This is a genomic window from Azospirillum sp. Sh1, assembly GCF_008365135.1.
GTDB classification, from domain to species: Bacteria; Pseudomonadota; Alphaproteobacteria; order Azospirillales; family Azospirillaceae; genus Azospirillum; species Azospirillum oryzae.
Map to the genome: position 1 here is coordinate 130,835 of NZ_VTTK01000008.1, position 18,370 is coordinate 149,204.

The 18,370-nt window shown below is 67.5% G+C and carries 22 protein-coding genes; 11 read left to right on the forward strand and 11 right to left on the reverse strand.

Going from position 1 to position 18,370, the window contains the following annotated elements; all coding sequences use genetic code 11:
- Positions 1-82: 82 nt before the first annotated feature.
- The gene (locus tag FZ029_RS10775) at positions 83-460 is read left to right on the forward strand and encodes a NifB/NifX family molybdenum-iron cluster-binding protein (protein ID WP_149269246.1); all 378 of its coding nucleotides are present in this window, start codon (positions 83-85) and stop codon (positions 458-460) included.
- 173 nt (positions 461-633) lie between these two features.
- On the opposite strand, the gene FZ029_RS10780 is transcribed toward FZ029_RS10775, so the two are convergent.
- On the reverse strand, positions 634-1,359 hold the full coding sequence (locus FZ029_RS10780) for a sensor histidine kinase (RefSeq protein ID WP_149269247.1): 726 nt from the start codon (positions 1,357-1,359) through the stop codon (positions 634-636).
- Between the two features lie 221 nt (positions 1,360-1,580).
- On the opposite strand from FZ029_RS10780, the gene FZ029_RS10785 reads away from it, so the two are divergent.
- Both FZ029_RS10785 and FZ029_RS10790 read left to right on the forward strand, forming a co-directional pair.
- The gene (locus tag FZ029_RS10785) at positions 1,581-2,627 is read left to right on the forward strand and encodes an esterase-like activity of phytase family protein (protein ID WP_149269248.1); all 1,047 of its coding nucleotides are present in this window, start codon (positions 1,581-1,583) and stop codon (positions 2,625-2,627) included.
- Positions 2,628-2,731: 104 nt separating this feature from the next.
- Positions 2,732-3,655 (forward strand): DMT family transporter, encoded by a 924-nt coding sequence (locus FZ029_RS10790; RefSeq protein WP_149269249.1) that lies wholly within the window; start codon positions 2,732-2,734, stop codon positions 3,653-3,655.
- A 6-nt stretch (positions 3,656-3,661) separates the two neighbouring features.
- Here the strand turns inward: FZ029_RS10790 and FZ029_RS10795 are convergent, their stop codons facing one another.
- The 3 genes from FZ029_RS10795 to FZ029_RS10800 form a co-directional block, all read right to left on the reverse strand.
- Complete coding sequence (locus FZ029_RS10795) at positions 3,662-5,458, reverse strand: ATP-binding protein (protein ID WP_149269250.1); 1,797 nt, start codon at positions 5,456-5,458, stop codon at positions 3,662-3,664.
- Positions 5,459-5,599: 141 nt separating this feature from the next.
- Positions 5,600-5,722, reverse strand: coding sequence for a hypothetical protein (locus tag FZ029_RS33920; protein WP_281399533.1), 123 nt, complete (start codon positions 5,720-5,722; stop codon positions 5,600-5,602).
- Positions 5,723-5,835: 113 nt separating this feature from the next.
- Entirely contained in the window at positions 5,836-6,015 is a 180-nt protein-coding gene (locus tag FZ029_RS10800; protein WP_174757102.1) for a DUF3553 domain-containing protein, read from the reverse strand.
- A gap of 124 nt (positions 6,016-6,139) precedes the next feature.
- Here FZ029_RS10800 and FZ029_RS10805 point away from each other — a divergent pair, with 124 nt between their 5' ends.
- Positions 6,140-6,823, forward strand: a complete 684-nt coding sequence (locus FZ029_RS10805) for a histidine phosphotransferase family protein (protein ID WP_149269251.1) — start codon at positions 6,140-6,142, stop codon at positions 6,821-6,823.
- A gap of 184 nt (positions 6,824-7,007) precedes the next feature.
- On the opposite strand, the gene FZ029_RS32955 is transcribed toward FZ029_RS10805, so the two are convergent.
- Positions 7,008-7,181, reverse strand: coding sequence for a hypothetical protein (locus tag FZ029_RS32955; RefSeq protein WP_174757062.1), 174 nt, complete (start codon positions 7,179-7,181; stop codon positions 7,008-7,010).
- Between the two features lie 204 nt (positions 7,182-7,385).
- On the opposite strand from FZ029_RS32955, the gene FZ029_RS10810 reads away from it, so the two are divergent.
- The 5 genes from FZ029_RS10810 (at position 7,386) to FZ029_RS10830 (ending at position 13,231) form a co-directional block, all read left to right on the forward strand.
- Complete coding sequence (locus tag FZ029_RS10810) at positions 7,386-10,193, forward strand: chemotaxis protein CheW (RefSeq protein ID WP_149269252.1); 2,808 nt, start codon at positions 7,386-7,388, stop codon at positions 10,191-10,193.
- Positions 10,190-10,690, forward strand: coding sequence for a chemotaxis protein CheW (locus FZ029_RS10815; RefSeq protein WP_109047908.1), 501 nt, complete (start codon positions 10,190-10,192; stop codon positions 10,688-10,690). Before FZ029_RS10810 ends, FZ029_RS10815 begins: the two co-directional genes overlap by 4 nt.
- A gap of 86 nt (positions 10,691-10,776) precedes the next feature.
- Complete coding sequence (locus FZ029_RS10820; RefSeq protein ID WP_045583532.1) at positions 10,777-11,142, forward strand: response regulator; 366 nt, start codon at positions 10,777-10,779, stop codon at positions 11,140-11,142.
- Positions 11,143-11,231: 89 nt separating this feature from the next.
- Positions 11,232-12,395: a chemotaxis response regulator protein-glutamate methylesterase gene (locus FZ029_RS10825; protein WP_149198727.1), complete on the forward strand. Its 1,164-nt coding sequence runs from the start codon at positions 11,232-11,234 to the stop codon at positions 12,393-12,395.
- The gene (locus FZ029_RS10830; protein WP_149198726.1) at positions 12,392-13,231 is read left to right on the forward strand and encodes a protein-glutamate O-methyltransferase; all 840 of its coding nucleotides are present in this window, start codon (positions 12,392-12,394) and stop codon (positions 13,229-13,231) included. Before FZ029_RS10825 ends, FZ029_RS10830 begins: the two co-directional genes overlap by 4 nt.
- A gap of 130 nt (positions 13,232-13,361) precedes the next feature.
- On the opposite strand, the gene FZ029_RS10835 is transcribed toward FZ029_RS10830, so the two are convergent.
- The 4 genes from FZ029_RS10835 to FZ029_RS10850 form a co-directional block, all read right to left on the reverse strand.
- Positions 13,362-13,586 carry a hypothetical protein gene (locus tag FZ029_RS10835; protein ID WP_149198725.1) on the reverse strand — a complete coding sequence of 75 codons (225 nt, stop codon included), beginning with the start codon at positions 13,584-13,586 and terminating at the stop codon, positions 13,362-13,364.
- Positions 13,587-13,634: 48 nt separating this feature from the next.
- The gene (locus tag FZ029_RS32960; RefSeq protein WP_188051896.1) at positions 13,635-13,868 is read right to left on the reverse strand and encodes a hypothetical protein; all 234 of its coding nucleotides are present in this window, start codon (positions 13,866-13,868) and stop codon (positions 13,635-13,637) included.
- Between the two features lie 113 nt (positions 13,869-13,981).
- On the reverse strand, positions 13,982-14,191 hold the full coding sequence (locus tag FZ029_RS10845; RefSeq protein ID WP_012977930.1) for a cold-shock protein: 210 nt from the start codon (positions 14,189-14,191) through the stop codon (positions 13,982-13,984).
- A 257-nt stretch (positions 14,192-14,448) separates the two neighbouring features.
- Positions 14,449-15,189 carry a response regulator transcription factor CtrA gene (locus tag FZ029_RS10850; RefSeq protein ID WP_109150426.1) on the reverse strand — a complete coding sequence of 247 codons (741 nt, stop codon included), beginning with the start codon at positions 15,187-15,189 and terminating at the stop codon, positions 14,449-14,451.
- A gap of 254 nt (positions 15,190-15,443) precedes the next feature.
- Here FZ029_RS10850 and fliI point away from each other — a divergent pair, with 254 nt between their 5' ends.
- Entirely contained in the window at positions 15,444-16,781 is a 1,338-nt protein-coding gene (gene fliI / locus FZ029_RS10855) for a flagellar protein export ATPase FliI (protein ID WP_149269253.1), read from the forward strand.
- The gene (locus FZ029_RS10860) at positions 16,778-17,212 is read left to right on the forward strand and encodes a flagellar export protein FliJ (protein WP_109150424.1); all 435 of its coding nucleotides are present in this window, start codon (positions 16,778-16,780) and stop codon (positions 17,210-17,212) included. Before fliI ends, FZ029_RS10860 begins: the two co-directional genes overlap by 4 nt.
- A gap of 169 nt (positions 17,213-17,381) precedes the next feature.
- On the opposite strand, the gene FZ029_RS10865 is transcribed toward FZ029_RS10860, so the two are convergent.
- A complete protein-coding gene (locus tag FZ029_RS10865) occupies positions 17,382-17,936 on the reverse strand; it encodes a hypothetical protein (protein ID WP_149269254.1) in 555 nt (184 codons plus the stop codon).
- Positions 17,937-18,051: 115 nt separating this feature from the next.
- On the reverse strand, positions 18,052-18,282 hold the full coding sequence (locus FZ029_RS10870) for a hypothetical protein (RefSeq protein WP_149198721.1): 231 nt from the start codon (positions 18,280-18,282) through the stop codon (positions 18,052-18,054).
- Positions 18,283-18,370: the final 88 nt, after the last annotated feature.

Below are 18,370 nucleotides of genomic sequence, written 5' to 3' on the forward strand. Positions count from 1 at the left end.
TGACCTCGCTCAGTGCGGGCGGGGATCAGGCGTGGCAGGACTGCGCCGTCGCCGGGCACCACCTTCGAGGGGACCGCAGAGCATGAAGATCGCCGTCGGTACCAAGGATTTCGCCACCATCGCCACCCATGGCGGCCGCACCCGCCGCTTCCTCGTCTATGAGGCCGAGGCCGGCACCGACCCGGTCGAGACCGGGCGGATCGAGCTGGGTGAGGAGGAGGTGCTGCACCTCTGCGGCGACGGCCGGCCCCACCCGATCGACGCGGTGCGGGTGGTCATCACCGGTTCGTCCGGCGCCGGATTCGTCGCCCACATGAAACGCCGCGGCATCGAACCGGTGACGACGACGGAGACCGACCCGGTGCGGGCCATCCGCGGCTGGCTCGCCGGCACGCTGGAGCCGGCGCCGGAACCGGCCCACCCGCACGAGCATGACGATGGTGAGGGACACCGGCACTGAGGGGCGACGCTCATTGTCCCCACACCAATGATAACCCTGTTTCGGCCGTCATCCCCGCGAAGGCGGGGATCCAGGAAACTCCGCGATCAAGCGGCTGAAATGGCTGGATTCCCGCCTTCGCGGGAATGACGGCCGGCAAGCGTCTTCAGAGATGTCTATAAGCTGAACCCCAATCACACCGGGAAGCTGACGCTGGCGGTCGTGCCGGCGGCATCGCTGTCGGTGGACAGTGTGTCGCCGAGCTGGCCGGCCAGCGCCTCGGCCAGCATCATCCCGTCTTCCGAGGTGGTGTCGAAGCCGGCGGGCAGCGCGCGGCCGTTGTCCTCCACCGTCAGGCGGGCACGGCCGCTGTCGCCCTGCTGGCGCACGGTGATGCGGATCCAGCCGTCGTCGGGGAAGGCATGGTGCAGGCAGTTCGTCACCAGCTCCGCGATGATGAGGCCGAGCGGCATCGCCTCGTACAGGCCGATCTGGATCGGGTCGGAATTGACGGTCACCGGCACGCGCGACAGGGCGCCGGGCGTGCCTTCCCGCACCGCCTCGCACAGCGCGGTGACGTAGCGGCCGAGGTCGACATGGGTGCCGGCGCCGCTCTCATGCAACTGACGGTAGAGGATCGCCAATGCCTCGATGCGGACCATGGTCTGCTCGTAGGCGGCGCGGGCGTCGGGGTCGCGGATGCGGCCGGCCTGCAGCTTCAGCAGGCTGATGACCAGCTGCAGGCTGTTCTTGGCGCGGTGCTGCAGTTCCCGCAGCTCCGCTTCCAACTCCTGGATGCGCGCCGCCAGCCGGTCGGCCAAGGGCATGCCGGACGCGCCGCCAGACACGCCGGATGCGACGCCGTCGCCGGTCTGGTCCGGAGGAGAATAGGCGGTCTGCGACCGCGGAAGCATCGGCATGGGAACGGGCTCGGCTCGGTCGTCATGGATAGGCATCGTCGAAAACATTCGTCAATCTAAGCGCTTGTCCCGCCGACCCCACCGGTTCTGAGGGAGTAATCCGCCGCGCCTAGCCGGTATGATGGATGTGCCGTAACGGTCGCGGCGCAGGTGGCCATATGCACGAAATAATCCTCAAAAGAAAGATTGTGTCTCTCGATTGCACTGACAAGAGTGGCGCGATGACGATGCGAAAGACAGTGGTATGGAGCCTGCTGCTGGTGGCCCTGTCCGGCGGCTGCGCCGCCGTGGTCGGCGCCGGCGGAGGGGAGCCCGAATCGGTCAAAGCCGCCGCCGTTCCGCTCGACCGCGGGCGGCCGGGCAAGCTGGCGGTCGGGCCGCTGCGCTTCCTGGGCGGGCTGGACATCGCCGGGGGCGACCGGGTCGGCGGGCTGTCCGGCCTGTGGGTGGACCCGGCCGGCGACCGCTTCGTCGCCATCGGCGACACCGGGCTGGTGGCGGATGGCCGGCTGCAGACCGATGCCGCGGGGCGGCTGACCGGCCTGTCCGATGTCCATGCCCGACCGCTGACGGTGGAGGAGGGAACCTCCCACAGCAAGCGCCGCACCGATGCGGAGGATCTGACACGGCTGCCCGACGGCGGCTGGCTGGTCTCGCTGGAGCGTGACCACCGAATCCTGCGTTACAAGGGCGGCGACCGCGGGCCGGAGGGTACGCCGACGCCGATCCCACTGCCGCCGGGCATGGACAGCGCGCCGGAGAATGGCGGGCTGGAGGCGCTGACCCGCCTTCCCGACGGACGGCTGCTCGCCATGGAGGAGGGGAAGGACGACGGCCGCCGGGAACGCCGCGCCTGGATCACCAAGTTGGGGATCACCAAGCTGGGAGTTACGGGAGACGGGGTTCCGCGCAGTGCCGCCGACTGGCAGCCCTTCACCTATCTTGCCGCGCCGCGCTACCGCCCGACCGCCGTCGCCCCGCTGCCGGACGGCGGCGTTGTGGTGCTGGAACGCTGGGTGTCGCTGCTGGGCGGCTGGTCGTCGCGGCTGGTCCGCGTGGCGCCGCGGCAGCTGACCGCCGGCGCCGTGGTGGAGGGGGAGGAGCTTGGGCGGCTGGAGCCGCCGCTGGTGAACGACAATTTCGAAGGCCTAGCCACCCGGCCGGGGCCGGCGGGGGAAACGCTGGTCTATCTGATCTCCGACAACAATTTCAGCTCGCTCCAGCGCACCTACCTGCTGCTGTTCGCCCTGCACGCCCCGTCCTCGTGATCCCGCTTTCCGACCAAAGTCGGACGGGAGCGGCGGCGCTGGGCATTTGACAGGGCGGCGGCCCTGCGGCTAGCTGGCGTGAAATGGTTGCAGGGAAAACAATCATGGCGGCGAGCGATAAGGTGGGAGCCGTTCCGGCACCGACGGTGCCGAGCGCCGGACGTGCGGCGCTGCTGACCCTGCTGGCGATGCTGGCCTTCGCCGCGAACTCCATCCTGTGCCGGCTGGCGCTGACCCAGACCGACATCGACCCGGCCGGCTTCACCCTGGTGCGCATCGCGTCCGGGGCCGCCAGCCTGTGGCTGATCGCCCGCGCCACCGGCCATGCGAAAGCGGGTGCCGGCAGCTGGCGCGGGGCGGCGGCGCTGCTGGCCTATGCCGCCGCCTTCTCCTTCGCCTATCTGACCATGACGGCGGGGACCGGGGCGCTGCTGCTGTTCGGAGCGGTGCAGGCGACCATGATCCTGGTCGGGCTCTATCGCGGTGAAAAGCTGGTGCCGCTGCAATGGGGCGGGCTGGCGCTGGCGCTCGGCGGGCTGGCGCTGCTGCTGGCGCCCGGCCTGTCGACGCCGGACCCGCTGGGGGCGCTGCTGATGCTGGCGGCCGGAGCGGCCTGGGGCGTCTATTCCCTGCTGGGGCGCACCAGCCGCGATCCCATCGCCACCACCGCCGGCAACTTCCTGCGCGCCGCGCCGATGGCGGCGGTCCTGGCCCTGCTGGCGGCGCTGGCCGGTCCGCTGTTCGGCGGCCCGATGGGAGGTGGCGTGCGTTGGGACCAGGGAGGGTTGGTCTATGCGGTACTGTCGGGGGCGCTGGCGTCGGGCGTCGGCTATTCCATCTGGTATGCGGCGCTGCCCGCCCTGACCGCCGCCCGCGCCGCCTCGGTCCAGCTGAGCGTCCCGGTCATCACCGCGCTGGCCGCGGTGCTGGCGCTGGGCGAGCGGATCACGCCGGTTCTGGCGCTGTCGTCGGTCGCCGTGCTGGGCGGCATCGCCCTGGTCATCGTCGGCAGGGCGCGGCGGGCCTGAAGACGCTCACGCCGGGGCGGCCTGCACCCCAAGGGCCGTATGGTCGTCGTGACAGGTGCGCAGCCGCGACTGCGGGAACAGCACGGTGGCGGTGGTGCCGCGCCCGAGAACGCTGGACAGCACGAAGCGGCCGTCCTGCAACTCCACCAGCGACTTGACCAGCGGCAGCCCCAGCCCCGTCCCGGCATAGCGGCGGGTGTGGGAGTTGTCGACCTGATGGAAAGGCTCCATCACCTGTTCCAGTTCCACGGCGGGGATGCCGATGCCGGTGTCGCTGACCCGCAGGCGCAGGCTGCGCGCCGCCCTGTCGGCCTCCACCGCGATCCGCCCGCCCGGCGGGGTGAACTTCACCGCGTTGGAGAGCAGGTTCAGCAGGATCTGCCGCACCGCGCGGGCGTCGGCATGGAGGATGGGCAGGGAGACAGGCAGGGCCGCCGTCAGGGTCACGCCCTTCTCCACCGCCAGCGGCTCCATCTGGCGCAGGCATTCGCCGATCAGCTCGCCGACCGCCAGATCCTCCTGGTGTAGCACATATTTGCCCGATTCGATCTTGGTGGTGTCGAGGATGTCGTTGATCAGGCTCAGCAGATGCTGGCCGGATCGGCGGATGTCGCCGACATATTCGGTCTGCTTGCCCGACATCGCGCCGAAGATGCCGCTTTCCAGCGCCTCGGCGAAGCCGATCACCGCATTCAGCGGCGTGCGCAGCTCGTGGCTCATGTTGGCCAGGAACTGGGTCTTCGCCCGGTTGGCGGCGTCGGAGACCTGCTTGGCGGCGATCAGCTCCGCCTCGATCCTGTGGCGGGCGGCGATGTCCTGGATCAGCCTCTGCTGGCTGACGCGCAGCGCCTGCTCGCTGTTCTGAAGGTCGGCGATGGCCCGTTCCCGCCGCTCCGCCTCGCGCAGCAGGGCCAGCGTCATCGCCGCCAGCACCAGCGTCCCGGCGAGGTCGGCCGCCGCCAGCGTCATCGCCTTCGACCACCAGGGGGCCAGAACCGCGTCCTGCGACGAGGACACCGTCACCACCAACGGCATCTCGGCGGAGGCGCGGTGGCTGAGGATGCGGCGCGGTCCGTCGACGGTGCCGTCCAGCATGGCGGTCCCCGCCCGCGCCTTCTTCAGCAGGTCGGTGAACAGCGGCAGGAATTGGGCGGAGCGGCCGATGAAGCCGTCATGGTCGGGGAAGCGGGCGATCACCGTCCCGTCGGCGTGATAGAGCGTCACCACGGCGTCGCCGGCGAGGGGAAGCGACTGGTAGAAGCCGCGGAAGGCCATCGGCTCCAGCACGGCGACCACCACGCCGGCGAATTTGCCGTCGCTTGAGTCCAGCCGCCGGCTCATGCTGAAGAACCATGTGCCGGAGGTCCGGCCGCGCACGGGATTGCCGACGAAAATCCCGCCGTCGGGAACCAGCCGGTCGCGATGGGCCATCAGGTAATCGCGGTCCGACAGGTCGACGTTCGCCGGCTCCAGCGTTTCGGTATCGTGGATCAGCCTGCCGTCGGCGGACACCACCAGGATGGCGCGGACCAGCGGCGACAGTGCGGCCTGACGGCGCAGAAGGGCGTGGATGTCGGCATCGCCGCGGGTCCAGCTGTCGGTCCTGACCGCCAGCACCTCCACGGCGCCGGCGAGGATCTTCGACACGCCGGACAGGGTGTCGCTCGCCTGGCGTTCCAGCACCAGCGCCATCGACGCGGTGTCCTCGCGCGCCCGGGCGATGGTCTGGTCACGCTGGTGCAGCAGGTCGTAACCGATCATGGCGTTCAGGCCAAGGATCAGCGCCACACCGAATGCGCCCATTCCCCCTTTGAGACGCGAGATCAAGCAATGCCCCGCCGTGTCCGGTCATGGATCGACCGATCCTACACCGTGCGCCGGGCAGCCGGAAGTCGCCTTTTCGTGGAACGGGGCGGCGTGATTTTCGCCTGCGCGATTTTCTCTTCAGAGGCGGACGGACGTGCTGGAATAGCGCTCCGCGGTCGAATGGCCGAAGGAATTCAGCACGGCCGCCGTGCCCAGCGCGATCACCGCCGCGGCGGCGAAGCCGAGGATCATTGCCTTCATGTGGTCTCTCCCAAACAGGCGTCCGAAATCATTCGCATAAAAGCAAAGCTGCCGGTGCCGCGCAATCCGCGCTTTCCCGGAGTGCGGAGCCCCAAACCCTCGAATGCCGGGCCTCAGATCGCGTCGGGATCGACCACCGTCAGCGAGATGACGTCGGAATCGATCAACACCTTGCCCGCATGCTCGAAATTCACCGTGATGCGGTTGCGGATGGCCGACTGCACCTGTCCCAGTCCCCAGTCGGGCCGGTCCGGGTGGCGCACCCAGGCGCCGGGCACCAGCGAATCGTCCATGTCGCGTCCCATCCATGCCGCTATTCTACATAGGAAATGCGACCGCCTGTGCGGCGGCGCCCGGAGAGTATAGAGTCTCCGGCACCGCGCCGTCGCCGTTCCTTTTTTTCCCGGAGTCCGCCCTGTGACCGAAACGTCCTCCCGCCCCGTCAGCGTCGACATCCGCGTGCTGGAACTGCTGGCGTCGAAGCTCTGCCACGATCTGGTCAGCCCGGTCGGCGCCATCCGCAACGGCCTGGAACTGATCGAGGAGATGCAGGAGGAAGAGGAAGGCGGCCCGGCGGTCGGCGGTTTCCTGGGCGAGGCGGTGAAGCTGATCGACCATTCCTCAGGTCAGGCCGACCGCCGGCTCCGGGTGTTCCGGCTGGCCTATGGGGTCGCCGGGCGCGACCAGAAGGGATTCGGCGACGCCCGCGCCGCCGCAGCCGGCTATGTCGAGGGCGGGCGCACCCGGCTCGACTGGCCGGAGCGGGTGCCTCACGACATGACCGCCCAGCGCCGCGGCGTGGTGAAGCTGGTGCTGAATCTGGTGATGCTGGCGGACGAGGCGCTGACCCATGGCGGGCTGGTCTCCGTCGCCGCCGACGGCGACGAGACCGCCGGCCGCATCACCGTGACCGCCGCTGGCCGGCCGGGCACGCTCAACCCGGAGGCCGCGGCGGCGCTGGCCGGCACGGCAGGGGCCGACGCGCTGACCCCGCGCACCATCCACGCCTATCTCGCCGGCCGGCTGGCCGAGAGCGACGGCTTCCGCATCGCCGTCGCCACCGAAAGCAGCGAGCGGCTGGTCTTCACCGCGGAATGGTGAGTGACGGTAAGTTTATGGGGGCGATTATCGGTCGTCTTCCCCGCGAAGGCGGGGATCCAGGAAACTCCGCAAGCAAGCGGCTGAAACGGCTGGATTCCCGCCTTCGCGGGAATGACGGCCGAGAGGGGCCCATAGCGAGATCCGATGAGAGATCGCAAGTTCTGAGACCCTTCGAGCGCTGCCCCTAAAGCTGTTTGAAGATCCGCGGCTCCAGCACGACCTGCTCCACTCCGCCGGTGGTCTGGTGGGACGTGGTGCGCAGCGTGACCGCCAGATTGTGGCGCGCGGCCTCCGCCAGTGCGGCGTTGAGGCGTTCCACGGCTTCGCGCACGGATTGGGCGAGTTCGGCGTCGGTCATCGATCCTCCCTGTGACAATGGAACCCCGATCCTACCGGTGGAAGCTCCGGGAGGACTCCCTATCGGAAGAGGTAAGGTTCTCTTAATCAGTGTTTGACAGGCTCCCACCCTACCTGGACTGGAGCGCAACCGGCGGTCGGCAAAGCCGCCCGTTCGAGCCGCAGGCCGGCGCGGACCATAAACATTGGGCCTGGGGAATGCGACATGGATGATCTGCTGTCCGAATTTCTGACGGAAACCAACGAAAACCTCTCGGTGCTCGACGTCGAGTTGGTCCGGTTGGAGCAGAACCCCAACAATCCGGAACTGCTGTCGAACATCTTCCGGCTCGTTCACACCATCAAGGGCACTTGCGGCTTCCTCGGCCTGCCCCGCCTGGAGAAGGTGGCGCACGCGTCCGAGAACGTGCTGGGCAAGTTCCGCGACGGCGAACTGACGATCAACCCGGAAGCGGTGTCGCTGATCCTGCAGGCTCTGGACACCATCAAGAGCCTGCTGGCGGTCCTGGAAGCGACCGAGGCGGAACCGCCGGGCGACGACCTGCCGCTGATCGAGCGGCTGAACCTGTGCGCCGAAGGCAAGCTGGGCGGCCCCGCTCCGGCCGCCGCCGCTCCGCCCCCGCCGCCCCCGCCGACCGCCCCCGCGGTCGCCGCGTCGGAGTCCCGTCCGGTGACGCTGGACGAGCTGGAGGCGCTGTGGAACTCCACCCCCGGCCCGAACGACATTCCCGCCCCGGCCGCCGGCACCGCGGTCGCCACCCGCGCGCCCGAGCCGGCCGAGGAGCCGGCCCCGTCGCAGGACCTCGTCGTGCCCGACGCCGAGCCGGCGGCCGCCAAGATGCCGGCCCCGGTCGCCCCGATGGCGAACGCCGGCGGTTCGGGCGGCGGTTCGGGCGGCGGTTCGGCCGGCGGCGGTGCCGCCGATGCGGGCGCCGAGGCCGCGACCAAGGAATCGGCGGTCGCCGCGCAGACCATCCGCGTCAACGTCGACCTGCTCGAAAACCTGATGACGATGGTGTCGGAGCTGGTGCTGACCCGCAACCAGCTGCTGCAGATCCTGCGGTCGCAGAAGGAGAGCGAGTTCGCCGCCCCGCTGCAGCGCCTGAACCATGTGACGTCGGAGCTGCAGGAAGGCGTCATGAAGACGCGCATGCAGCCCATCGGCAACGCCTGGGCCAAGCTGCCGCGCCTGGTGCGCGACCTTGCGCACGAACTGAACAAGAAGATCGACCTCCAGATGCTCGGCGCCGACACCGAGCTGGACCGCCAGGTGCTGGAGCTGATCAAGGACCCGCTGACCCACATGGTGCGCAACAGCGCCGACCATGGCCTGGAGATCCCGGCGGAGCGCCTGAAGTCCGGCAAGTCGGAGACCGGCCGCATCACGCTGAACGCCTATCACGAAGGCGGCCACATCATCATCGAGATCCAGGACGACGGTAAGGGCCTTGCCATCGACCGGATCAAGCAGAAGGCGATCCAGAACGGGATGGCGTCGGAAGGCGAGCTGGCCTCGATGACCGACCAGCAGATCATCCAGTTCATCATGAAGCCGGGCTTCTCCACCGCCGCCAAGGTCACCAACGTGTCGGGCCGCGGCGTCGGCATGGACGTGGTGAAGACCAACATCGAGAAGATCGGCGGCACGATCGAGATCAAGTCGGTCCAGGGCAAGGGCTCGACCTTCGTCATCAAGATCCCGCTGACGCTGGCCATCGTCTCGGCCCTGATCGTGGAGTGCGCCGGCGAACGCTTCGCCATCCCGCAGATCAGCGTGGTTGAGCTGGTGCGGGCCGCGTCGGACAGCGAGCACACCATCGAACGGCTGAAGGGCACGCCGGTGCTGCGCCTGCGCAACCGCCTGCTGCCGCTGGTGTCGCTGCAGCAGCTGCTGCGGCTGGACGACAGCGAGGGCGCCGCCAAGACCGAGGACGAGACCTTCATCGTCGTCACCCAGGTCGGCACCTACACCTTCGGCATCATGGTCGACCGCGTGTTCGACACCGAGGAAATCGTGGTGAAGCCGGTGGCGCCGATCCTGCGCCACATCGAGATGTTCTCGGGCAACACCATCCTGGGCGACGGCTCGGTCATCATGATCCTGGACCCCAACGGCATCGCGTCGGCCACCGGCGAGATGGCGATGGGCGAGGCCGCCGGGAAGGAGACCACCGCGGTCCAGACCCAGCGCCAGGAGGACAAGATGGCGCTCCTGCTGTTCCGCGCCGGCGAGGGCGCGCCCAAGGCGGTGCCGCTGTCGCTGGTCGCCCGCCTGGAGGACGTCGATCTCGCCACGGTCGAGCTGTCGAACGGCCTGCCGGTGGTCCAGTATCGCGGCAAGCTGATGCCGCTGGTGCCGATCAACCCGAACTTCGTCATCGCCAACGAAGGCCGCCAGCCGGTCCTGGTCTTCGCCGACGGCGACCGCTCGATGGGCCTGATCGTCGACGAGATCGTCGACATCGTCGAGGAGAAGCTGAACGTCCAGCTGGCCGCGGAGCGTCCCGGCCTGATGGGTTCGGCCATCATCGCCGGCAAGGCGACCGAGGTGATCGACGCCGGCTTCTTCCTGACCCAGGCCTACAAGGACTGGTTCGGCTCCTCCACCCAGGAGGGGTTCGAGGAGGAGAAGCTGCAGCGCGTGCTGCTGGTGGACGACAGCCCGTTCTTCCGCAACCTGCTGACGCCGCTGCTGTCGGTCGCCGGTTACGACGTGACGGCGGTGGAGAATGCCGGCGACGCGCTGGCTCTCTGCGAGGCGGGCGAGGACTTCGACGTCATCGTCTCCGACATCGAGATGCCGGGCATGAGCGGCTTCGACTTCGCCGAGGCGGTGCGCCACGGCAGCCGTTGGCATCGTGTGCCGATGGTGGCGCTGTCCAGCCACGCCAGCGCCCGTGACCTCGACCGCGGCCGGATCGCCGGTTTCAACGACTATGTCGCCAAGTTCGACCGTGACGCGCTGCTCTTCGCGCTGCAGCAGACGCTGACCGAACAGAAAGGTGCCGCATGAGCAACGCCAAGCTGCCGTCCACCGTCCGGAAATCGAGGGGCGACGATCTCGTCGTCTCCGGCAACCAGGACTTTGTGACCATGACGATCGCCGACCAGATGTTCGGCATCCCGGTCCTTCAGGTGCAGGACGTGCTGGGCCATCAGCGGATCACCCGCATCCCGCTGGCCCCGCCGGAGGTCGCCGGATCGCTGAACCTGCGCGGCCGCATCGTCACCGCCATCGACGTCCGCCTGCGGCTCGGCCTGACCGGCCGGCCCAAGGACAAGCCGGGCATGTCGATCGTCGTCGACCTGCGCGGCGAGCTGTACAGCCTGATGGTCGATTCGGTCGGCGAGGTGCTGAGCCTGACCAAGGAGGACTTCGAACGCAACCCGGCGACGCTGGATCCGCGTTGGCGGGAGGTCTCGACCGGAATTTATAGGCTGAACGGCCAGTTGATGGTTGTGCTGGACGTGCCCCGTCTGCTCAACTTCACAACCATCGAGACGGCCTGACGGCTCGCGGCGCTCTTCGCGATGGAGAGCGCCGGTCCCGCCGGCCGGCTATTGCCGACGAACAGATGACCTGAGGCCCTGCCGCAATGAAATCCTGCCTGGTGGTCGATGACAGCCGCGTTGTCCGCAAGGTCGCGCGCAAGATCCTGGAAGAGCTGAACTTCGCCTGCAGCGAGGCGGAGGACGGCAAGCAGGCGATGGAAGCCTGCGCGGCGCAGATGCCCGATGCCATCCTGCTGGACTGGAACATGCCGGTGATGACCGGGATCGAGTTCCTGCGCCGGCTGCGCAAGATGAGCGGGGGCGAGCAGCCCAAGGTGGTGTTCTGCACGACCGAGAACGACCTCGCCCACATCCAGGAGGCGCTGTCCGCCGGGGCCAACGAGTACATCATGAAGCCCTTCGACAGCGACATCATCCAGACCAAGTTCGCGCAGGTCGGCCTTCTCTGATCCTGGCCGCATTCCAGGCCCGGGTGCCGGGAGAAGCCGCCCGGGAAAAGCCGCGTTGAACATGTCGAGTTGAAAGGCGAATCGCCGTTATGTCGGACAGTTTTGGCAGAGGCCCCCTCACCACCGCGCGACCGGCCAACCCGGATCCCGTCCGGGTCATGGTGGTGGACGACTCCGCCGTCATCCGTGGCCTGCTGACCCGCGCGCTGGAAGGGGACCCGGACATCCGCGTCGTCACCTCCGTCGGCGACGGGCAGATGGCGGTCAATTCGCTGCAGCGCAATTCCATCGATGTCATCGTGCTGGACATCGAAATGCCGGTGATGGACGGGCTGACCGCCATCCCGAAGCTGCTGGCGGTGGCGCCGCAGGTGAAGATCATCATGGCCTCCACGCTGACGCTGCGCGGAGCCGACGTTTCGATGCGCTGCCTGTCGGCCGGTGCCGCCGATTACATCCCGAAGCCGACCTCCACCCGCGAGATCGGCGGGGCGGAGGACTTCAAGCGCGAGCTGGTCGCCAAGGTCAAGGCGCTGGGCGCCGCCGCCCGGCGTGCCGGGTCGCGAAGCCGCGGCGAGATCCGCCCGCTGACCCCGGCGGCTCCGGTCGGGCTGCTGAAGCGCGAGATCGGGCCGATCACCACCCGTCCGGCCCCGGCCGGCATCGCGGTGAAGCCGGACGTGATCGCCATCGGCAGCTCCACCGGCGGCCCGCAGGCCCTGTTCGAGGTGCTGTCGCACCTGAAGACCGGCGTCAGCCAGCCGATCCTGATCACCCAGCACATGCCGGCGACCTTCACGACCATCCTGGCCGAGCACATCAGCCGCCAGTGCGGGATAGACGCGCGCGAGGCCAAGGACGGCGAACCGGTCGTGCAGAACCGCTGCTATATCGCGCCCGGCGACTTCCACATGCTGGTGGCGCAGCGCGGCGGGGCCAACGTGATCACGCTGAGCAAGGATCCGCCCGAGAATTTCTGCCGCCCGGCGGTCGATCCGATGATGCGGTCGATCCTGAAGGCCTTCGGCGGACGCAAGATCCTGGCCTGCATCCTGACCGGCATGGGGCAGGACGGGCTGAAGGGCTGCACCGACGTGGTCAACGGCGGCGGCACCCTGATCGCCCAGGACGAGGCGTCGAGCGTGGTCTGGGGCATGCCCGGTGCCGTGGCGCAAGCCGGCATCTGCAACGCCATCCTGCCGCTCAAGGAAATCGGTCCCCACATCCGCAAGCTCGCTTCGAGGGCAGCATGAGAGTCGAAGATTTCGACATGTTCTCCACGCTGCTCAAGCAGCGTTCCGGCCTGGTCCTCACCCGCGACAAGGCATACCTGCTCGAATCCCGGCTGATGCCGGTGGCGCGCAAGTGGAACATGAAGGGGCTGGAGGAGCTGGCGACCACCGTCCGCACCCGCAAGGACGAGGCGTTGCTGCGCGACATCACGGAAGCGATGACGACCAACGAGTCGTCCTTCTTCCGCGACCAGAAGCCCTTCGACCAGTTCCGCCAGCTGGTGCTGCCGAAGCTGATGGAGGCGCGGGCGGCCAAGCGGTCCTTGCGCATCTGGTCGGCCGCCTGTTCGTCGGGGCAGGAAGCCTATTCGCTGTCGATGATCCTGAACGACGAGGCGGCGAAGCTGGCCGGCTGGCGCATCGAGATCGTCGGCACCGACATCTCGGCGGAAATGGTGGAGCGGGCGAAGTCCGGCATCTACACCCAGTTCGAGGTGCAGCGCGGCCTGCCGATCACCATGCTGGTGAAGCATTTCAAGCAGAACGGCGACAAGTGGCAGATCAGCCAGCAGCTGCGCCAGATGGTGTCGTTCCGCGAATGGAACCTGCTGGGCGACCTGTCGGCGCTGGGCCAGTTCGACATTGTCTTCTGCCGCAACGTGCTGATCTATTTCGACCAGCCGACGAAGGCGAAGGTGCTGGAGTCGATTTCCCGCCAGATGCCGCAGGACGGCGTTCTGTATCTGGGCGGGGCGGAAACGGTGCTGGGCATCACCGACAAGTTCAAGCCGGTCGAAGGCCAGCGCGGCCTCTACAGCATGGGCGGCTTCTCCGCCGCCGGCGCCAAGGTGGCGTGAACCCTGGGGCTTCGCCCTGACGGATGTCATCCCCGCGAAGGCGGGGATCCAGGCTTTCAGCTTAAGCACTTGAAATGGCTGGATCCCCGCCTTCGCGGGGATGACGGCCAGCCAGGAAGGGCACTGCTTCTCAGGCCGACGGCGTGATCGACTTGATCGGGCCGCGCGGGTTGCCGGACATTTCCGCGATCTTGCGGTCCTGCTGCTCGATGAAGGTGCGGATGGAGTTCTCGCGATCGAACTGGTCGATGTCGGCGGTCGGCACCTTGCGGTTCGAGGTGCGCGCACCGTCCTGGTAGATCACATCGAAGAGCGCGAAGGCGTTGTCGACGGGCTGTTTCTTTTGACGGGCCATGGCCTGTCCTCCGTATGGTCGCGGTCGGCCGCGCTTGCGGTCGGCCGGTCAGGCATTGTTGGTATCGATCTTGGTATCGGTATCGGTCGGGACGGCGTCATCCTGCGCGTCCGCATCGTCCTGCCCACTCTGTTCGGCATCGGTCTGGTCGCCGTCGGTCTGATTGCCGGCACGGCGGGCGGCGACCTCTTCCTCGCGACGCTGAAGCTTTTCCTGCTTCCTCTGTTCCTTGGCCCGGTTGCGCTCGGCCCGCTGCTGGTTGTAATTCGGTTTGAAAGCCATAGCGGTTCTCCTCTGGGCAGAGCCCTGCGTCTGGGCAACAGGGACTTGTGCAACACGGAAAAAGGGCACCGGTTTCCCGATGCCCCTTTTTCCGCAGGTCGGCGGTCAGGCGGTCAGACCGCCTTCAGATTTTCCGCCGAGGTCTTGCCACGCTTCGGATCGCGCTGCTCCTCGTAGGAAATCTTCTGGCCATCGACCAGGCTGCGCAGCCCGGCGCGTTCGACAGCGGAGATGTGAACGAACACATCCGGGCCGCCGCTTTCCGGCTGAATGAAACCAAAGCCCTTGGTGCTGTTGAACCATTTGACGGTGCCGACGGGCATGTCTGTCTCCCATAACGCGAAGGGCGCCGCACCACCGGTGCGGCGCATCAGACTGGGTGTGGGAATGGCGGCCCCCAAATGCCCGCTAAGGCATGATCGCGATGGCGAAAAAAGAGGGGCTGAGCGTGGGGGCGTTTGAACGCCCCGCAGTCCGAAGCAGAATGACCAGTCAGACATGGGAACGCCCGGTCCCGCTTTCAAGGTGAAAGACGGCCGGGCGTTCGATGGGCGGACGAAAAAGAAATGCGGGCCTGATGTCAGCCGGCGGCCTGCTGCTGCGGCACGCGCGGCGGCGGCGGGGGATTGCCCTCGGCGACTTCCTCGTGCGGGTCGCGCAGCACATAGCCGCGGCCCCACACCGTTTCGATGTAGTTGTCGCCCTGGGTGGCGGCGGCCAGCTTCTTGCGCAGCTTGCAGACGAAGACGTCGATGATCTTCAGTTCCGGCTCGTCCATCCCGCCATAGAGATGGTTCAGGAACATCTCCTTGGTCAGCGTCGTGCCCTTGCGCAGGCTCAACAACTCCAGGATGCCGTATTCCTTGCCGGTCAGGTGCAGCGGCGACTGGTCGACCTCCACCGTGCGGGTGTCGAGGTTGACGGTCAGGCGGCCGGTGCGGATGATGCTGTCGGAATGGCCCTTCGACCGGCGGACGATGGCCTGGATGCGGGCGATCAGCTCGCGCTTGTCGAACGGCTTGGTCAGGTAATCGTCGGCGCCGAAACCCAGCCCCTTGATCTTGTTGTCCATCTCGGTCAGGCCGGACAGGATCAGGATCGGGGTGGTGACGCGCGCGGCGCGCAGGCGGCGAAGAACCTCGTACCCGTCGATGTCCGGCAGCATCAGATCAAGAATGATGATGTCGTAATCATAGAGTTTGCCGATCTCCAGCCCGTCTTCACCCAGGTCGGTAGAGTCGACGATGAATCCTTCCGTGTTCAGCATCAACTCGATGCTTTTGGCGACGGAGGAATCGTCTTCAACCAGCAGAACCCTCATGGCGATATCCCGACGTTTGATGGCGCGCTTTCGCTACCCGACTCTGGTAATGGTCCCCGATCCTTGATGATCGATTTCAACCATCCCGTTTACACAAGTTAACAGACGATTCAGCTTAACGCCAGCGCCAAGCGCTTACACAACGTTAATCCTTCCATCGCAAGATGCGATCATGGTGGTTAACGTCGCCTCCGTCCACAGAACTACCACTTAATAGGAGCGCGTTCCGTCTTGGGAACGCCGGTATCCGATCCATGCCGTTCGATATCGATCAGTTGATCCGCGACATCGACCAGATTCCCGACCGCAGCCGTTACGGCCGCGTCACCGCCGTGTCCGGCCTGATGGTCGAGGTCGGCGGGATCGAAAAGGAATTGTCTGTCGGTGGCCGCTGCATCGTCGAGACGCGCGACCGCCGCCGCATTCCGTGCGAGGTCGTCGGCTTCCGGCAGGGGCGGGCGCTCGCCATGCCCTTCGGTGCGCTCGACGGGGTGGGCCTGGGCTGCCGCGCGCTGGTGGCCGGCGACCAGGCGATGATCCACCCGACCGACGCCTGGCTCGGCCGTGTCGTCAACGCGCTGGGCGAACCGGTGGACGGCAAGGGGCCGTTGCCCAAGGGACCGCAAGGCACGCCGATCCGCAACAACCCGCCCAACGCCCATTCCCGCGCCCGCGTGGGGGGCAAGCTGGACCTGGGCATCCGCGCCATCAACGCCTTTCTCACCTGCTGCCGCGGCCAGCGCATGGGCATCTTCGCCGGATCGGGCGTCGGCAAATCGTCGGTCATGTCGATGCTGGCGCGCTTTTCCGCCGCCGAGGTCGCGGTGATCGGCCTGATCGGCGAGCGCGGACGCGAATTGCAGGAGTTCATCACCGAGGATCTGGGCGAGGAGGGGCTTGCCCGTAGCGTGGTCGTCTGCGCGACATCGGACGAGGCGCCGCTGATGCGCAAGCAGGCGGCCTACATGACGCTGGCGGTGGCCGAGCATTTCCGCGACCAGGGCCGCGACGTGCTGTGCATGATGGACAGCGTCACCCGCTTCGCCATGGCCCAGCGCGAGATCGGCCTGTCCGCCGGCGAGCCGCCGACGACCAAGGGCTATCCGCCGACGGTCTTCGCCGAGTTGCCGCGCCTGCTGGAGCGCGCCGGGCCGGGGGTGGTCGGGTCGGGCACCATCACCGGCCTGTTCACCGTGCTGGTCGACGGCGACGATCACAACGAACCGATCGCCGACGCCGTGCGCGGCATCCTGGACGGCCACATCGTGATGGAACGCAAAATCGGCGAGCGCGGGCGCTACCCCGCCATCAACATCCTGCGCAGCGTGTCGCGCACCATGCCGGGTTGCAACACGGCGAACGAGAATGAACTGGTCGGCTATGCCCGGCGCCTGCTGTCCTCCTACGACAACATGGAGGAGATGATCCGGCTGGGCGCCTACCGCCGCGGCACCGACCCGCAGGTGGACGAGGCGATCCATTACCAGCCGGCGCTGGAAGCCTTCCTGAAGCAGGGCAAGCGCGAGGCCACCGATCTGGAGACCAGCTACGCCATGCTCGCTGAAATCTTTGGGGTGCAGTGGCCGCAATGAGCCTGAAAACGATCATCCGCCTGCAGAAGCTGCAACTGGACGAGAAGCGTCGGGTCCTGGCGGAACTCCACACGCTGGCCGACCGGCTGCGCAACGAGATCGAGAAGGTGAAGCAGGAGATCGCGCACGAACAGGAAACGGTGCGCGACGACTTCTCCGTCTCCTTCACCTATTCCAACTTCGCCCAGGCGGCGCTGGAGCGCGGCCGCAAGCTTGGCGAATCCCTGGGCCAGGTTGAGGCGCAGATCAACATCGCCACCGACGAGATGGCCGAGGCGTTCCAGGAACTGAAGCGCTATGAACTGGCGGAAGAGGAGCGGCTGAAGCGCGAGCGCGACAAGCAGAAGCGCAAGGAGGCCGCGATGCTGGACGAAACCGCGCTGGTCGGGTTCAGGCGCCGGCAGGCGGAGGAGGAGGCGGCCGGGGGGTGAGGTTTGGGAGTGTGGGGTTCTGCTGCCCCCTCCCTAACCCTCCCCCGCTGCGCGGGAGAGGGGACTGCCGCCGCACCCCAAATCAGTTACGCCGACAAGCATCCTGCCCCCTCTCCCGCGGAACGCGGGGGAGGGATGGGGAGGGGGCATTGAGCGACAACGTCGCCCTTCAAACCGTCACCGAAACCAGCCCACCCGGCGACCCACCGCTAGGCCCGCCGGTTGTCGGCGCCGCAGCGCTGGTCCCCGCTGCCGTCCCGCCGCCGCCCGAAGCACTTGCGAACGAAACGCCGATCGACGCACCGGACGACCCGGAGTCGCTCGCCGCCGGGGTATAGGCACTGCCCGACGAGACCGCCGTTCCACTGCTGGAGCCGTCCGTCGATCCGCTGGTTTCCGTCTTCGCCGCGGCCGATTTCCGCTCGTCCTCCTGGGCAAGGCGGCTGGCGGTGCGGCGGTATTCCTCGACCACGCGCTGGGAGGGGATCTGGTCCTGGGTTTCGCCGGTGTCGAAATCGCGGAAATACAGAACGGCCACCCGCGCGCCCTGGTCATAGCGCAGGAAGGGGCTGATATAGCCGGGGCCCGAAGCCTTGTCCGTCCCGCCATCGGCGGTGCCGCCGGTGCTGTCGGCGGCAGGCGATGCCGAAGCGGACCCAGCCTCCGTCGGCTGGAAAGCCGTCGGTCGGATCGCCGTCGTGCTGGAAACGCCACGGATATCCATCGGTGCCTCCCGCGCTTCTTGCCCGCTTTCCAGGCGTTGCCGTTGAGACAGCCCCCGGCCGGGTGCCGCCCCGCTTCGCTCTCCCAGCCGTTCCCGCTACCCGTCCCGATCCGGTTCAGACCGAGATATTGAGATTCTGGCCGCGGGTGGGGGTGGTGTTGCCGCCGCTGGAACCGCTCTGGACCGTCTGCGCCTCCTGCTGGCGGCGGGTGCGCTCGGTCTGGTCTTCCTGCGCGGATTCGACGGGGGAGGTGGACCGCTGCGCCGCGGCCGGGCCGCTGCTGAGCGGGGTGGCGTAGGGCTGCTGTTGATAGCCGCCGATACCGCCAATGCTGCTGACGCCCATGATCGTTCCTCCGGTCGCTGATGCGACGCTTCCTAAACCAACTAGGCAAATTTTGCCCGATCGGAAGGGTTAGCGCCAGCGAAATCGC

Bases quoted from the DNA above. Each gene is read 5' to 3' on its own strand.
- FZ029_RS10775 (WP_149269246.1), top strand. From the start codon at position 83: ATGAAGATCGCCGTCGGTACCAAGGATTTCGCCACCATCGCCACCCAT.
- FZ029_RS10780 (WP_149269247.1), bottom strand. From the start codon at position 1,359: ATGCCGATGCTTCCGCGGTCGCAGACCGCCTATTCTCCTCCGGACCAG.
- FZ029_RS10785 (WP_149269248.1), top strand. From the start codon at position 1,581: ATGACGATGCGAAAGACAGTGGTATGGAGCCTGCTGCTGGTGGCCCTG.
- FZ029_RS10790 (WP_149269249.1), top strand. From the start codon at position 2,732: ATGGCGGCGAGCGATAAGGTGGGAGCCGTTCCGGCACCGACGGTGCCG.
- FZ029_RS10795 (WP_149269250.1), bottom strand. From the start codon at position 5,458: ATGGGCGCATTCGGTGTGGCGCTGATCCTTGGCCTGAACGCCATGATC.
- FZ029_RS33920 (WP_281399533.1), bottom strand. From the start codon at position 5,722: ATGAAGGCAATGATCCTCGGCTTCGCCGCCGCGGCGGTGATCGCGCTG.
- FZ029_RS10800 (WP_174757102.1), bottom strand. From the start codon at position 6,015: ATGGACGATTCGCTGGTGCCCGGCGCCTGGGTGCGCCACCCGGACCGG.
- FZ029_RS32955 (WP_174757062.1), bottom strand. From the start codon at position 7,181: ATGACCGACGCCGAACTCGCCCAATCCGTGCGCGAAGCCGTGGAACGC.
- FZ029_RS10810 (WP_149269252.1), top strand. From the start codon at position 7,386: ATGGATGATCTGCTGTCCGAATTTCTGACGGAAACCAACGAAAACCTC.
- FZ029_RS10815 (WP_109047908.1), top strand. From the start codon at position 10,190: ATGAGCAACGCCAAGCTGCCGTCCACCGTCCGGAAATCGAGGGGCGAC.
- FZ029_RS10820 (WP_045583532.1), top strand. From the start codon at position 10,777: ATGAAATCCTGCCTGGTGGTCGATGACAGCCGCGTTGTCCGCAAGGTC.
- FZ029_RS10825 (WP_149198727.1), top strand. From the start codon at position 11,232: ATGTCGGACAGTTTTGGCAGAGGCCCCCTCACCACCGCGCGACCGGCC.
- FZ029_RS10830 (WP_149198726.1), top strand. From the start codon at position 12,392: ATGAGAGTCGAAGATTTCGACATGTTCTCCACGCTGCTCAAGCAGCGT.
- FZ029_RS10835 (WP_149198725.1), bottom strand. From the start codon at position 13,586: ATGGCCCGTCAAAAGAAACAGCCCGTCGACAACGCCTTCGCGCTCTTC.
- FZ029_RS32960 (WP_188051896.1), bottom strand. From the start codon at position 13,868: ATGGCTTTCAAACCGAATTACAACCAGCAGCGGGCCGAGCGCAACCGG.
- FZ029_RS10845 (WP_012977930.1), bottom strand. From the start codon at position 14,191: ATGCCCGTCGGCACCGTCAAATGGTTCAACAGCACCAAGGGCTTTGGT.
- FZ029_RS10850 (WP_109150426.1), bottom strand. From the start codon at position 15,189: ATGAGGGTTCTGCTGGTTGAAGACGATTCCTCCGTCGCCAAAAGCATC.
- fliI (WP_149269253.1), top strand. From the start codon at position 15,444: ATGCCGTTCGATATCGATCAGTTGATCCGCGACATCGACCAGATTCCC.
- FZ029_RS10860 (WP_109150424.1), top strand. From the start codon at position 16,778: ATGAGCCTGAAAACGATCATCCGCCTGCAGAAGCTGCAACTGGACGAG.
- FZ029_RS10865 (WP_149269254.1), bottom strand. From the start codon at position 17,936: ATGGATATCCGTGGCGTTTCCAGCACGACGGCGATCCGACCGACGGCT.
- FZ029_RS10870 (WP_149198721.1), bottom strand. From the start codon at position 18,282: ATGGGCGTCAGCAGCATTGGCGGTATCGGCGGCTATCAACAGCAGCCC.